The sequence below is a fragment of the Desulfitobacterium sp. genome, from assembly GCF_982384815.1.
In genome coordinates this window covers 15,515-29,061 of sequence record NZ_CEVWNY010000001.1, presented here as the reverse complement: position 1 = coordinate 29,061, position 13,547 = coordinate 15,515, and the positions used below count along the sequence as shown (strand labels likewise).

Annotated in this window: 15 protein-coding genes; 4 read left to right on the top strand and 11 right to left on the bottom strand. The window is 46.3% G+C overall.

Features of this window, described 5'->3' with window-relative positions; translation table 11 throughout:
• Positions 1 to 2: 2 nt before the first annotated feature.
• Together hydG and hydE are read right to left on the bottom strand one after the other, a co-directional pair.
• Entirely contained in the window at positions 3 to 1,397 is a 1,395-nt protein-coding gene (gene hydG, locus AC1U9U_RS00135) for a [FeFe] hydrogenase H-cluster radical SAM maturase HydG (RefSeq protein ID WP_479958513.1), read from the bottom strand.
• The gene (gene hydE / locus AC1U9U_RS00130; protein WP_479958594.1) at positions 1,385 to 2,428 is read right to left on the bottom strand and encodes a [FeFe] hydrogenase H-cluster radical SAM maturase HydE; all 1,044 of its coding nucleotides are present in this window, start codon (positions 2,426 to 2,428) and stop codon (positions 1,385 to 1,387) included. Before hydE ends, hydG begins: the two co-directional genes overlap by 13 nt.
• A 326-nt stretch (positions 2,429 to 2,754) precedes the next feature.
• Here hydE and AC1U9U_RS00125 point away from each other — a divergent pair, with 326 nt between their 5' ends.
• Positions 2,755 to 3,363: a hypothetical protein gene (locus AC1U9U_RS00125; RefSeq protein WP_479958512.1), complete on the top strand. Its 609-nt coding sequence runs from the start codon at positions 2,755 to 2,757 to the stop codon at positions 3,361 to 3,363.
• 80 nt (positions 3,364 to 3,443) lie between these two features.
• Here the strand turns inward: AC1U9U_RS00125 and AC1U9U_RS00120 are convergent, their stop codons facing one another.
• From AC1U9U_RS00120 to AC1U9U_RS00100, 5 genes are all read right to left on the bottom strand, one after another.
• Positions 3,444 to 3,581, bottom strand: a complete 138-nt coding sequence (locus tag AC1U9U_RS00120; protein WP_479958603.1) for a hypothetical protein — start codon at positions 3,579 to 3,581, stop codon at positions 3,444 to 3,446.
• A 156-nt stretch (positions 3,582 to 3,737) separates the two neighbouring features.
• A complete protein-coding gene (rpsI, locus tag AC1U9U_RS00115; protein WP_479958511.1) occupies positions 3,738 to 4,133 on the bottom strand; it encodes a 30S ribosomal protein S9 in 396 nt (131 codons plus the stop codon).
• A 23-nt stretch (positions 4,134 to 4,156) separates the two neighbouring features.
• Positions 4,157 to 4,588, bottom strand: coding sequence for a 50S ribosomal protein L13 (gene rplM / locus AC1U9U_RS00110; RefSeq protein WP_479958510.1), 432 nt, complete (start codon positions 4,586 to 4,588; stop codon positions 4,157 to 4,159).
• A 248-nt stretch (positions 4,589 to 4,836) separates the two neighbouring features.
• Positions 4,837 to 6,750 carry a DNA helicase RecQ gene (gene recQ / locus AC1U9U_RS00105; RefSeq protein ID WP_479958509.1) on the bottom strand — a complete coding sequence of 638 codons (1,914 nt, stop codon included), beginning with the start codon at positions 6,748 to 6,750 and terminating at the stop codon, positions 4,837 to 4,839.
• Between the two features lie 276 nt (positions 6,751 to 7,026).
• A complete protein-coding gene (locus tag AC1U9U_RS00100) occupies positions 7,027 to 7,233 on the bottom strand; it encodes a hypothetical protein (protein ID WP_479958508.1) in 207 nt (68 codons plus the stop codon).
• A 465-nt stretch (positions 7,234 to 7,698) separates the two neighbouring features.
• On the opposite strand from AC1U9U_RS00100, the gene AC1U9U_RS00095 reads away from it, so the two are divergent.
• A complete protein-coding gene (locus AC1U9U_RS00095; RefSeq protein WP_479958507.1) occupies positions 7,699 to 8,586 on the top strand; it encodes an AraC family transcriptional regulator in 888 nt (295 codons plus the stop codon).
• A 223-nt stretch (positions 8,587 to 8,809) separates the two neighbouring features.
• The gene (gene yaaA / locus AC1U9U_RS00090) at positions 8,810 to 9,553 is read left to right on the top strand and encodes a peroxide stress protein YaaA (protein ID WP_479958506.1); all 744 of its coding nucleotides are present in this window, start codon (positions 8,810 to 8,812) and stop codon (positions 9,551 to 9,553) included.
• Positions 9,554 to 9,722: 169 nt separating this feature from the next.
• On the opposite strand, the gene AC1U9U_RS00085 is transcribed toward yaaA, so the two are convergent.
• The 4 genes from AC1U9U_RS00085 to AC1U9U_RS00070 all read right to left on the bottom strand — a co-directional run bounded on the left by AC1U9U_RS00085 (position 9,723) and on the right by AC1U9U_RS00070 (position 12,646).
• Positions 9,723 to 9,914 (bottom strand): DUF4177 domain-containing protein, encoded by a 192-nt coding sequence (locus AC1U9U_RS00085; RefSeq protein WP_479958505.1) that lies wholly within the window; start codon positions 9,912 to 9,914, stop codon positions 9,723 to 9,725.
• Between the two features lie 973 nt (positions 9,915 to 10,887).
• Positions 10,888 to 11,985 (bottom strand): sulfite oxidase, encoded by a 1,098-nt coding sequence (locus AC1U9U_RS00080; RefSeq protein WP_479958504.1) that lies wholly within the window; start codon positions 11,983 to 11,985, stop codon positions 10,888 to 10,890.
• Positions 11,937 to 12,293 carry an SPFH domain-containing protein gene (locus AC1U9U_RS00075; protein ID WP_479958503.1) on the bottom strand — a complete coding sequence of 119 codons (357 nt, stop codon included), beginning with the start codon at positions 12,291 to 12,293 and terminating at the stop codon, positions 11,937 to 11,939. The genes AC1U9U_RS00080 and AC1U9U_RS00075 overlap by 49 nt, the downstream gene beginning before the upstream one ends.
• A 236-nt stretch (positions 12,294 to 12,529) precedes the next feature.
• Entirely contained in the window at positions 12,530 to 12,646 is a 117-nt protein-coding gene (locus tag AC1U9U_RS00070) for a Fic family protein (RefSeq protein WP_479958502.1), read from the bottom strand.
• Positions 12,647 to 12,704: 58 nt separating this feature from the next.
• Between AC1U9U_RS00070 and AC1U9U_RS00065 the strand changes: the two genes are divergently transcribed.
• The gene (locus tag AC1U9U_RS00065; RefSeq protein ID WP_479958501.1) at positions 12,705 to 13,433 is read left to right on the top strand and encodes an ATP-binding protein; all 729 of its coding nucleotides are present in this window, start codon (positions 12,705 to 12,707) and stop codon (positions 13,431 to 13,433) included.
• Positions 13,434 to 13,547 lie beyond the last annotated feature (114 nt).

Genomic DNA, 13,547 nt, shown 5'->3' with positions numbered 1-13,547 from the left:
ATTCATAGATACAGATCCCGCTCACCCTGATTGATGCGCTCCAGATTCTTGAGCACAAGGGCTTGGCGGTCGGGGCGGGCGATTTTCTCCACTTCCCTGGCGATGACCTTCTCCCCTAGTTTCCTGATTTCTTGATCACCGTAGTCTTGGATGAACTCCATAAGAGTCATCAGGGCGTTAGGTCCGCAGACGTTTTGGATCTGTCCCGTTCTTGCCAGCCGCATAAAACGATCCCCTGTCCGTCCCTGCCGATAACAGGCTGTGCAATAGCTGGGGAGAAAATCATCGTCCAGCAGGTCCTTGAGAACTTGGAGAGGCGTTCGATGATCTCCCACTTCAAACTGGTCTGTGGCTCTGTTCTCCTCCAGCTCTTTATATCCCCCCACGCCCACCGCCGAACCGGCACTGACTTGAGAGACCCCATAATGGATAACTTCTTTTCTCAGTTCGGCAGTTTCCCGAGTGGAAAGGATAAGGCCTGTATAGGGTACGGCCACACGCATGATGGCCACAATCTTTTTGAAGGTGGCATCGTCCACGAGATGAGGAAATTGGGTCAAATCCATTCCGACCGCTTTCTTCAGCCGGGGTACGGATATAGTGTGGAAACCTACCTTGTATTTTTCTTCTAAATGGTCGTTATGTAGAAGGAGTCCCAGCACTTCGAATCTATAATCGGCGAGGCCGAAAAGAACACCGCCGCCTACATCTTCAATCCCCGCCGCCATGGCGCGGTCGAAAGCGGTTGTGTGGTAATCATAATCCCCTTTGATACTCTGGGGATGAACTTGCTCATAGGTCGGTCGGTGATAGGTCTCTTGAAAGAGAATGTAAGTTCCGATATTCTTTTCCTTAAGTTTGCGGTAATTTTCCACGGTGGTTGCCGCAATATTCACATTGATACGGCGAATCCTGCCGTTTTCATTTTCTGTATCATAAATGGCATCGATAGCCCCGAGCACATAGTTGAGGTCACAATGAATCGGGTCCTCACCGGCTTCTAAGGCAATCCGTTTATGCCCCATCTTCTCCAGCAATTTTACCTCTTGTTGAATCTCAGACAGGGTAAGCCGATGACGGTGAAATGAATTATCCCTGCGATACCCGCAATAGATACAGTTATTGACACAGTAATCACTGATATACAAAGGGGCAAACATCACGATCCGGTTGCCGTAGATTTTCTTTTTGATTTCTCCGGCTACATGAAAAAGTTTTTGCAGAGTGTCACTATCCTCGACCCGGAGCAGCTTGGCAACTTCTTGATGGGTTAAGCCTTGGGCAGCTTGAGCCTTGACCAAGATGGCGTCAGTTTCTTCAGGATTGGGGGATTTTGCCTCTGCTAATAATGTCTCAATATATTCCTGATCGATGAAATCGGCCTTTAGCTTCGCCATGATGGATGATCACCCCTTCCCATATTGACTTCAAAACCTGCACTTTTAATCCGGTTTTCAATACAGATACGACAATGTGCCGATTCATCCCCGCTGCAGATTTTGCCTTCGTAGAGTTCGTATTTTTCCCTGACCCCAACCGGTGAAAGGTTGGGCATGACAACGTTCGCTCCCACCTTTATCGCCTTTTCCCGGCCCAATGGACCCAGGGTTCCCATAGCGGTGGTCGAGGGAAGCAAGACTTGGGGTAAAAGCAACCGGGCTAGGGCGAGCATGATCAGGGTCTTCTCAACGGTCCCCCCCTTAGATTCGCCCAGAGGGGTTTCCTTGTGAGGAATAAAGGGCCCGATTCCTACCATTTCCGGCCCTAACTCTTTAATAAACAACAAATCCTTGACCAGATCTTCGTTGGTCTGCCCTGGCAAACCCACCATAAATCCTGCTCCCACCTGGTAACCGATGGCTTTTAAGTTCTTCAGGCATTGACGCCGGTTATGAAAGTCCGAATCCGGGTGTAAGCGTTGATACAAAGCTTCGGAGGCTGTTTCGTGCCGTAATAAATAGCGATCGGCACCGGCCTCAAAAAGCCTTTGATAGCTTTCCATGGACCTTTCCCCAACTGATAAGGTAACCGCTGCCTCGGGAAACTCTTTCTTGATGGAAGTAATAATATCCACCAATTGTTCATCCGTATAGTAGGGATCTTCCCCGCTTTGCAGGACATAGGTCCGGTAACCAAGACTATGTCCTGCGCGACAGCAGGCCAAAATCTCTTCACGGTTAAGTCGATAGCGGTCCACGTGCGGGTTATCCCTGCGGATTCCGCAGTAACTGCAATTGCGACCACAGATGTTGGAAAACTCGATGAGTCCCCTTAGATAGACTTGTCGTCCATAATGCTTAAGACGGGTTTGGTTGCTGTAGAAAAACAGCAGGTCCTGAGTTTCATAATCTAAGTTGTCCAGTAGATAGAGGAGTTTCTCCGGCGAACTCTGGTTATTTAAGAAAAGTTCTTCCAGGATAGGCTTCAGAGTGGGAGTGACTTGGGTTGATGTCTTGTTAGCCATAGCAAAGCCCCCCTTAGAACTCGTTGCCCGCCACCATTAATACAGCCTCGGGGCAATAGCAACTTTAACATCCAATCCATTAATATTCACAGCGGCCTCTTTTATTCCCTCAAGCCCATGACAGCCTTATATTCGATCGCTTGAGTAATACTTGAGTAATATATGAAGTTTAAAATTTCAGATTTAACCCAACCCTTCACATAATGCTCCCCAATCTATCTCTACATTTTTTACTCAATCTTGGGCAATCTAAATTAGGTTAAAAAAATTCTAATAATAGGAGGCCAATTATGACTACAAACAAAAACTCTTCAGGGTTAAGCAGCCTAGCCGGACTTAAAGCCGAAATGGAGGTAGCAGAAGAGTTAAGTACTCTAAGATCCCAATACGAACAAATGCAACAATCTATTTCCAGCTTGCAGTCCAGCCTTAGTTCACAAAGCGGCGGTATGGGGCAAAACCAAAACCAAAACCAACAATTGACCCAGCTATTCGACCAAATGAATCAGTTCAAAAATCAATCCAAGCAGGAGCAATCCCAAAGCCTGGATCAATTACAGAAAGCCCTCCAATCGGCAACACAATCTTTAAACCAAGCCAGTCAAGCGATCCAATCTTCTAAGGCCTTATCCCAGATGAACGACTTTATCGAGCAAGCCCAAACCCAACTCCAGAGCATGTCTCAAGGTTCTCAGCAAATGGGACAGGGTTCATCTATGCAAATGGGACAAGGCTCCGGCACGCAGGCGGGGCAAAGCTCCAACATGCAGATGGGTCAAAGTTCCAACATGCAGATGGGTCAAAGCTCTAACATGGGGCAAGGTACTGCAGCAGGAGGCATGGAACAAAAAATCCAGCAAAACGGGCAGGATTCCCAGATGGGGCAAGGCCTCCGGTAAAGAAAACCCGGCTTCGCCGAGCTTTAGCGAAAGCGAAGTCGCTGGCTGCCCTTATGCGCCCGCAGACTTGCACTTTCTGACTAGCTAAAGAAAATCCCCCAGCCGTTACGGCGGGGGATTAACACTTTTTCAATGCCATTGACGATTCTATTAAGAGCACCAGCCGTATCCCTGGCAATCTTTGGTTCCGCCCTCAGCCTTTTTAATGGATCCTTCAATCATATCTGTGGTCTCTTTTGCGGCATTTGCCGAACGGGCGGCACCTTTGATGTATGCATAATACGAAAAATCTCATTAATCGCTGCTTCTGTATAAATGAAAAAACCGCCGAGGGACGAATCCCTTGACGGTTGTGGATTTGATGCAATAAGATCTTAACGTTTGGAGAATTGTGGAGCCTTACGGGCTTTCTTCAAGCCGTATTTACGACGCTCCTTCATCCGTGGGTCACGGGTGAGGAACCCTGCACGCTTAAGAGCGGGGCGTAGGCTAACATCAGCTTTCAGAAGAGCGCGAGCAATTCCGAGGCGCAGAGCACCGGCTTGTCCGGTAGTACCGCCACCATGAGCAAGGGCGATAACATCATATTTACCAAGGGTATCGGTTACCCCGAACGGTTGTTGAACGATCATTTCCAGAGTTTTCTTGCCGAAGTATTCGCCAAGTTCTCTTTTGTTAACTGTGATTTTTCCTTCTCCAGGAATAAGACGAACACGAGCTACCGCATTTTTACGGCGTCCGGTTCCTTGATATTGTAATTGTGCAGCCATGATTTAATCTTCCTCCTTCCCGTTTATTGAATGGTCCAAATTTCGGGTTTTTGCGCTTGATGCGGATGGTTTTCGGTACGATAAACTTTTAGCTTCGTATACATCTGAGCACCCAGCTTATTATGAGGAAGCATTCCTTTGACGGCATGCTCAACTGCTCTTTCAGGCATGTTTTGCATCAGCCTTCTGTAGGGGGTTTCTTTCAAACCACCGGGATAACCTGAGTGACGGCGATACATTTTTTGGTCCAGTTTTTTACCGGTTAAAATAACTTTATCAGCGTTGATGATGATCACATGATCCCCTGCATCAACGTTGGGAGTAAAGGTCGGTTTATGTTTACCTCTAAGGATGCGAGCAGCTTCAGTAGCTAAACGACCCAAAGGGAGACCTGCAGCGTCAATGACATACCATTTACGCTCCACCGCATTCGCTTTCGCAAAGAACGTGGACATAAGTTTTCCCTCCATCAATTCCGAATTTAATTGAATTTCCGAATTCAGTCCAATCTGCTTCGTGGGGCTCAGACACTCGGCAGTTATGCAGCTTTATGGGGCTCAGGCATAAATAACAGCATAAAGACTCATAATGGTATTTTATAAAACGTGTTAGAAAATGTCAAGAAGATCAACGAATTTTGTATGATGAATTTTTAGTTATCACCAAATACTATGCTGAGCGGCATGGCGGCCACCTGGAAGTTCTAAGTAGAATGGAGATCGGTACCAGAATTTCCATCATCCTGCCCATTGCCCCGGAGGGGATGGGATAGGCTTCTCCCCGTTTGGATTTCCGGATGGTCGGCCAGGTAATTCTTAATCACTTGGGTAAACCCTTCCCCATATTTCTCCATTTTGACCATTCCCACACCCGACACCTCCAGGAATTCTTCTTTGGTCCGGGGGAGTTTTTGACACATATCTCTGAGGGTGGCATCGGAGAATATAACAAAAGCAGGAACGTGAGCTTCCACAGCCAATTGCTTCCGCAATTCTTTGAGGGCGGCCAACAAACCATTATCCACATAGTAAAAGGCCGGTGATTGCGGTTTTTCCGGCTGAATTTCTTTGGGTAGTTTCATCGTAATCTGTTGCTTGTCTCTAATGATTTCGGCAGAGCGTTCCACGAGTTTAACCACCGGGTACTCATCTGCTGTCAGCAAGAGGTATTCCTTTTCGATAAGATAATCAAGAATGCTGCGAATTCTATTTACAGGCATGTCGGCCATAATTCCATAGGTGGACAGAGTGTTCAGTTGCATACGCTTGATTTTTTCATTCTGGCTGCCATGGAGGATGTCGGCGATCATTTTTTTGCCAAAACTCCGGCGCTGTTGGGCAACCCGGTAGACACAGGAAATGATCTTTTGGGCTTCGATGGTAATGTCCACCGTCTCAAAATGGGTGTTGCAATTGGAACAGTTACCACAGTAATTGGCGGAGGTTTCCCCGAAATATTTCAGGATATATTGGCGCAGGCAATCACTGGTCGCACAATAAAAGGTCATCATTTTGAGCCGTTCCCGGTCTCTTTTCTTAACTTCTTCCTGCATCTCTGCCGGAAGGTCGGGATTATCTTCGGCATGATCAATGAGAAACTGATTGGTCCTCACATCCTGACCACTATAAAGCAGGATACAATCCGCAGGCTCTCCGTCCCGACCGGCCCTACCTGCTTCCTGGTAATAGCTTTCCGGGTTTTTCGGCATATTGAAATGAATGACAAAGGCCACATTGGACTTATCTATGCCCATGCCAAAAGCATTAGTGGCTACCATGAGGGGACGGCGGTCATAGAGGAAATCATCCTGATTACGATGGCGTTCGTTATCACTTAGCCAGGCATGATAACGGGTAGCCGGGAAGCCCAATTGGTTTAAATCCTGACAGACAGTCTCCACCGTATTTCTCGTAGCACAATAGATGATGCCGCTTTTCTCCTTATTCTGTCTCAATATTTTAAGCAAAGCGCTGAATTTATCCTGGGGCTTCTGTACCTCGAAATAAAGATTCTCCCGATTAAAACCTGTGGTCAGGATAAGCGGATCCTGAAGCCTTAAGATACCGATGATATCATCCCGTACTTCTTTGGTGGCGGTAGCGGTAAAGGCACTAACAACCGGGCGGTAAGAAAGGAGTTCAATGAATTCCACTATCTTGAGGTAATTCGGACGAAAATCCTGTCCCCATTGGGAAACACAGTGGGCCTCATCCACAGTTACCATAGCTATCCTGGTCTGTTCCGCAAAGCGGATAAACTCATCCACCACCAGTCTTTCCGGCGCTACATAGATAATTTTATATACTCCATTCTGAGCCCGGCGAAGTACCTCGGCATACTGATTAGGAGTAAGGGAACTGTTAAGGTAAGCCGCTTTCACCCCGGCTTGAACCAAGGCGTTGACCTGATCTTTCATAAGGGAGATCAGGGGGGAGATCACCAGAGTTATTCCCTCCAGGATTAAGGCAGGAACCTGATAGCAAAGGGATTTCCCTGCCCCGGTAGGCATAATGCCCAGCACATCCCTTTTAGCCAGGATGCTGTCGATCAGCTCAGACTGTCCAGAGCGAAACCCGGTATGACCGAAGTGTTTTTTTAAAATATCATACTTGTCCATTGGTTATCTAAAAACTCCCTATAATTTCTACTAATCCAGCTCCCCCGGGATTAGATATTAGATTTTGCCTCAAAGGATTCGCTCTCATTTATCTGTTACACACAATTTGATCTTTATTTCAATAACTTTCATGGCAATTCCAATACATTCTTCCGCATCTTCCCTACTAAACTAATAGAGGGCCTCGGCGGGGTATCTTGTCTCGTTGTAAAATCACCAATTCTTACATAAAATAACAAGTTAATTATAACATATAAAACCATGATGGATATCATTCTATACCGCCCAATCCGATACACAATGATACCCATCGTAAAACTCTTTTTGTTTCATTTTCTTCCGATTATACTTGGTTTTATCCCGGTGAACCCCTACACCCTGTCTTATGATTTCCATGGAAGAATTCATTTTATTTGGCGATTTTTTAATCAGGTCTAATTGATTAATAACACCGATTGTTTGCTTTTTCTTTTTTGCTGCCATATTGCACTCTCCTCGTAGTAGTACTTTTATAGTAAGAGTATAGCATTTTCTAAGGATTTTTTATATATTAAACAGGATAAATATGTAAAGACTCAAGTAAGATGACCCGTTAATATTTGTAGCCTGGCAACTATAGCTGGACAAAGTGCATACCCGTTGACCATCTGGATAGCCCAAATTTCCAAACGCTTGGGAATTTGAAGCTCTTTCAGCCTCCGTAGATTACGATCAAGCCAAGTTCCAATGCCGGACACAAATTCCCCAAGACCACCATCAGGTGTTCAACTTGTTCGGTAACTTGCTCGCGTACTTGTTCGGTTCGGAATAAGCTCTCGCAAAGCATCGCCAGTATTTTACTAAGGCGTAAGCTATAATTAAATCACTACCAGTGAATACCTGCACCTGAATTGACGGGTATTCATCCTGCAAATTTGCTATTATCCTCTTTGAAAGGAGGTCACGGAAATGAATGGACTTGTGCAGCTGAATCTGGCGATGCAATATATCGAAGACAATCTGCTGGGCGAAATCGATGATAAAGAGCTGTCCCGAATTGCCTATTGTTCAGAATATCATTTTCGGCGAATGTTCTCATTTCTTACCGGAATGCCTTTAAGCGAATATATTCGCCGCAGGCGATTGACTTTAGCTGCCACTATCTTAAAAAACAGCGAAGAAAAAATCATCGACCTGGCCTTACGGATGGGCTATAACTCCCCGGACGCATTTGCTAAAGCCTTTCAAAACATGCATGGCGTTTCACCCTCCCAAGCAAGAAAAAGCAATGTTATGTTGAAAGCATTTCCGCCCATGACCTTCCGCTTAACCATTCAAGGAGGGAACGAAATGAATTATCGAATTGTTGAAAAAGAAGCCTTTTTTATCGCCGGGATCAAAAAGCGCATACCCCTGATTTACGAAGGCAAGAACCCGCATATGGACTCCATGTGGGCGAGCCTGACCATGGATGATTTTACAGAACTCAAGCAACTTTCCAATGTTGAGCCAACAGGGATTCTCTGCGTATCGGCAAACTTTTCCGAAGGGCGGCTCATAGCCGAAGGGGATTACCTCGACCAATATATCGGGGTCGCTACCACCAAGACTGTGCCGGAGCGCTGGGAAACATTAGCTGTTGAAGCAGGTACCTGGGCGGTCTTTACCGTAGTGGGGGAATTCCCCAAGACCTTACAAGATACTTGGGCAAGGGTTTTTGCGGAATGGTTCCCGACATCCGGTTATGAATCCACAGGAGGACCGGAAATCCTCTGGAATGAAAGTCCCGATACCTCGAAGCCCGATTACAAAAGCGAGCTGTGGATTCCGATAAGGAAGGCACAAACACCCAGCTAAGGGGTACCCGTTTTATTGGGATTCATTTTTGCCAAACTACGCTGGCTATTCAACTGAGTCTTGCTCAAATGCATGTAAAACAACCCATTTATATTGTACTACTTTCCCGCCCCACTCCTCTACCCCCCGATACTCCGCCACCCGGTTCATGTGCCTTTACCCTGTACGCAAAACAGCAAACATGCTAAACTGTGGTCAACTAATCTGAAAAGGACGGTAATCTGTGCGCATTATCATCTCTCCGGCCAAGAAAATGAATATCACCGATGATCTGCCTTATGAGAGCCTGCCCGCCTTTATAAATGAAGCGGAAAAACTCCTGGGCCTTATGCGGGGTATGGACTATACCGTACTCAAAACCCTGTGGTGTTGCAATGATTCTATCGCCACCCTCAACTATGAGCGTCTGCAGAACATGGATCTGCGCCGCCACCTCTCCCCTGCCATCCTGTCCTATGAAGGCATCCAATTTCAATATATGGCACCCGGAGTGTTCGAACATGGGCAATTCACTTACCTCAACGAGCATCTGCGCATCCTCTCCGGCTTCTATGGTCTTTTGCGCCCCTACGATGGGGTACGGCCCTATCGTCTGGAGATGCAGGCAAAGCTGTCTTGTGAACAGTCCAAAGACCTCTACACCTTTTGGGGGGATAAGCTGGCTCAGCGCCTCTGCACGGAAACGGACTTCATCCTCAACCTAGCGTCCAGGGAATACAGTAAAACCGTCTCATCCCATCTGCCCCGATCAGTCCGCTTTCTCACCTGCACCTTCGGAGAGCTGAAAGACCGCAAAGTCGTGGAAAAAGGCACCCTGTGCAAAATGGCCCGGGGCGAAATGGTCCGTTGGCTGGCGGAAAATGCCATAACAGACCCTAAAGGCATCAAAAGCTTTGACCGCCAGGGCTATGCCTACCGGAAAGCGCTTTCTTCGGACACCCATTATGTGTTTATCAAATCGACATAGGGAAAGGCACGGTCACAGAGGGATCATTCCTCTATGAAACGTGCCTTTTGTTGTTCTTAGCTCAAATTTAGTCGTCTGTAAATATCCCTTCCCAGTTCGAAAGCTTCAGATTGGTTGTAATCACAATTGTAATCACAAGGCTCCTGCGTGAACGAAGATCATGCTTACACTATTCGTCTATTTCTTTTTCAAATACTAAGCTAAGAACCGAAATCCATCCATTTCCTCTACTTTCTACCGGTATTGCCGTAACGAAACGCCAACCTTCCAAGGCTTGTTCCTCAATAATTTCCTTAAATCCTTCAAAACGGAAGGCAATTGAGGTCTTTACCGTTGTTTCTATAAATTTGTATTTATACATATAACAAACCTCCCTACAATATTTTATTATTTTCTTTGAATCTCTCGCTTTTTCATAGAATTCCTAACTAACCAAACTCCTCAAATTATAATATTTGTCCGTTGAGCTTCCTCTTCCAACAAGCCGTTTGGGGTTTCTTCTACGCTATTACGCACCAACTCCTTCATTTAGTTGCATAATCTTCTTGGACATGGTTACGGTCTCCTTTATAGCAATCAATCCAATAAATAAAACATATAAGTACCGCCATAAATTAGAATTATAAGTCCAGTTCCATAAAGCGATTAGGTTATAAGACGCTTTATTCCAACACCTCCACTATACAAGCAATGATATACCAAAGAATTCCCCTTCATCGGATTTCCTATTATGTCAAATTATAGTTTTCGGTAACCTGCCTTTTTTCCCTTTTTTAAATAAAAATTAGACAGTGTCTAATTGCTACTTGATTGGTTCTTGGCATTTCTAATACACGATGTAGTTTGACGTTTCCCCCTGTTCCAGGGCTTCCTGGAGAAGATCAATCGCATCAGCAACCCTTGCAGCCAGTTGAAAGTACATCTTCATATAATCGGGCATGGAAAAACACTCCTTTACGCCATCAGTGTTATATCACTAATAATCATAGCCGGAAAAAAGCGTTTTGTTAGTGATATGTGACTAATAGGGTGAAAGAAGACGTATTGGAGCGGATTAGTGAAGCCGGACTAAAAACATGATGGATATCATTCTATACCGCCCAATGCGATACACAATGATACCCATCATAAAATTTCTCCTGCTTCGCTTTTTTCCGATTATACTTGGTTTTGTCCCGATGAACCCCTACAGTCAAGTAAAATGATCCGCCAATATCTATGTCGGCCATCACGACAGCTCAAATTCCCAAACGTTTGGAAATTTGGGTGGAATTTTGCTTATGCTAACCAATTGTTTCCCAGCTGCCTTGTTACACCGTAAAAACAAATAAGCCTCAATGAACCATTGGGGTACCGGGAACGAAAGCCGGCACCTGATGCATCATATTATTGCCGTATCCTTTAACATTCCACGCAGAAACCCGCGGCTGCTGATTACCCAGGGAATCTTCTGCTTTGACCATAAGGGAATAGTGCCCCGGTGAGGAAATCGTCCAGGTATATTCCCAGAAGGTCCAGGTGAATTGCTGGTGCTCCGGACTAGCCAGGATAGCATCCGTCCAGCTCATTCCATCATCGGTACTCACACTGACCTTGGTGATCACACCCTTACCCGTCCAGGCCAGGCCGCGCAGGACATGGGTGCCGGGCTTCAGGACTTCCCCTTTCGACGGCCAGGTTATAACCGAATTCACCTTCATCTCGGTAACCGGAACCGCCTGCTGATAGTCGTCCTCTCGCTGCAGATACAGATAGTCCACCGCTTGAAAGGGGCCTTTAAAGGGGGTGGCGGAAGCCGTAATCCCGGTCAGCCATTTTACATTTGCCATGCCATACCACCCGGGAACAATCAGCCGTACAGGGGCACCATGTTTAAAAGGCAGCGGCTGATCATTCATTTCATAAGCCAGCAGGCATTCGGTCAGCAGTTCCTTCTGAAAAGGCAGGCTCCGCTGATAGTTGAACTCCCCCGGCATGTCCGGACGCTGACCGGAATCACAGCCGGTAAAGATAATCTCCTGTACCCCGGCATCGATCTGAGCCAGATCCAAGAGATAGCTTAAGGGCACACCGGTCCATTTCGCATTGCCGACCGCGCCAATACCATATTGTTCACCGGCAGCAGGCGGTGTGAGGAAAGAACGCTTATTGCCTGCGCATTCAAAGGTCACACTCTTAGTGACCCGCGGCATCTTCAGTAATTCATCATAATGAAAAGCAACCGGACGCTGGCATTGCCCGCCAATGCTCAGGGACCAGGTTGCCATGTCGATCTGCGGATAGGGAAAATGATTGCGGATATAAAAAAGCTCATTGGGAACCAGCCAGGTTGTCACCAGCCCCAAAGGACACTCCAGATTTTCCGGCTCCGTTTTGGCCGGGATTAAGCCCGCTTTGCCTTCATGAGGCGCAGTAACCGATAGGTTCGGCATGTAAAGTTCCTCCCGGAAATTTTCCCATAGTATTCCGGGTTTCCGCAAAAATTATGTAAAACCTGTGCTTCCCACCTGCTTCCAGTATCAATTCGAATTGACTTGAATTTTAATACTGGAATATTAGCTGTTTCCAGCATATGTATGCCGCTGGTAAACAGGTCTAATGCTTTCCCCCCTTTAAATAAGATTGCTTCTTGCGACTCGTTGACGATTAATTGTGTCCATGTACCCAGTTCCTCGTTCGGATATTTCCAGGCCAATACATTCGGATCGCCGTTATATTTTATGACCTCAACAATTGCCACAATAAGTCACTCTCCATGTTTTTTATCTATATCGCCGCAGGGAATAACTTCCCCGGATACTCCGGCAGGCTGGAGCTTAAGAAAGGAGAAATTTGAACTTGAGTAAAGGTAGATGGATGTCTTTTTTCGGCCGGGGGAAAAGGATAAGGAAACACAGGAATATCGAGATCATACCGAACAAAGCTCAGTTAAAGAATCAATAGTAATTGAATGTTCCAGTTGCGGAGCCAAGAATTTTATAACCCATTCATTCGACCCGTGCGCCCGTTGCCATCGGCAAAGGAATGTATGAACTCAAACCCATAATGAAATCTACAACTTTTGAAGGGTTGTGATAACGTGATTTTGCGCACATCTTCTCTTCCTGCATCATGTTAAAATGCAAGAAGTATCTCGAAGGAGGGTCCAACAATGATCAGAAAGATTATCAGAATCGATGAACAGGCGTGCGACGGCTGCGGATTATGCATTACCGCCTGTCACGAAGGGGCGCTCGTGCTGGTAAATGGAAAAGCCGGCCTGCTCCGCGACGATTATTGCGACGGGCTTGGCAACTGTCTTCCTGCCTGCCCGAATGATGCGATCTTTTTTGAAGAAAGAGAAGCGGTTGAATTTGATGAGGAAGCCGTCAAAAAACATCTGGAAGGCCACCATCACCATCATGGCCATCATGACCACCATGAACATACCTTGGCTTGCGGCTGTCCAGGCAATCATGCTGAGCTGCTGAGCCGTCCCGAATCCACCTATAAACCCGAAACCCAACCGGAGGCTAAATCTCAGCTGAAGCAATGGCCGGTGCAAATAAAACTGGCTCCCCTAAACGCTCCCTATTTCGATAATGCCCATCTCTTGATCGCAGCCGACTGTAGTGGTTACGTCTATGGGAATTTCCACAACGAGTTTATGCGTAATAAAATCACCCTGATCGGCTGTCCGAAACTTGATTCAGTGGACTACAGCGAAAAACTGACGGCCATCCTGCAGCAAAACTCACTTAAATCCCTGACCCTTGTCCGGATGGAAGTTCCCTGCTGCGGTGGTTTGGAAAGCGCGGTGAAAACCGCTCTCAAAAACAGCGGCCAAGTACCCTGGCAGGTCGTCACGATCACAACCAATGGCCGGATCCTGGAGGATTAGATTTATAAATAAACTCAGCCCCTCTATGATAGATTTTTTCTCTGCCATAGAGGGGCTGAGTTATCAGAAAGATAATTCGTAGAGCTTTCTTCCAGTTATTATTCACTTGGGTTC

Excerpts from the sequence above, each read along its gene's own strand:
- hydG (WP_479958513.1), bottom strand. The coding sequence starts at position 1,397 with ATGGCGAAGCTAAAGGCCGATTTCATCGATCAGGAATATATTGAGACA.
- AC1U9U_RS00125 (WP_479958512.1), top strand. The coding sequence starts at position 2,755 with ATGACTACAAACAAAAACTCTTCAGGGTTAAGCAGCCTAGCCGGACTT.
- AC1U9U_RS00100 (WP_479958508.1), bottom strand. The coding sequence starts at position 7,233 with ATGGCAGCAAAAAAGAAAAAGCAAACAATCGGTGTTATTAATCAATTA.
- rplM (WP_479958510.1), bottom strand. The coding sequence starts at position 4,588 with ATGTCCACGTTCTTTGCGAAAGCGAATGCGGTGGAGCGTAAATGGTAT.
- AC1U9U_RS00080 (WP_479958504.1), bottom strand. The coding sequence starts at position 11,985 with ATGCCGAACCTATCGGTTACTGCGCCTCATGAAGGCAAAGCGGGCTTA.
- AC1U9U_RS00065 (WP_479958501.1), top strand. The coding sequence starts at position 12,705 with ATGATCAGAAAGATTATCAGAATCGATGAACAGGCGTGCGACGGCTGC.
- AC1U9U_RS00095 (WP_479958507.1), top strand. The coding sequence starts at position 7,699 with ATGAATGGACTTGTGCAGCTGAATCTGGCGATGCAATATATCGAAGAC.
- AC1U9U_RS00085 (WP_479958505.1), bottom strand. The coding sequence starts at position 9,914 with ATGTATAAATACAAATTTATAGAAACAACGGTAAAGACCTCAATTGCC.
- recQ (WP_479958509.1), bottom strand. The coding sequence starts at position 6,750 with ATGGACAAGTATGATATTTTAAAAAAACACTTCGGTCATACCGGGTTT.
- rpsI (WP_479958511.1), bottom strand. The coding sequence starts at position 4,133 with ATGGCTGCACAATTACAATATCAAGGAACCGGACGCCGTAAAAATGCG.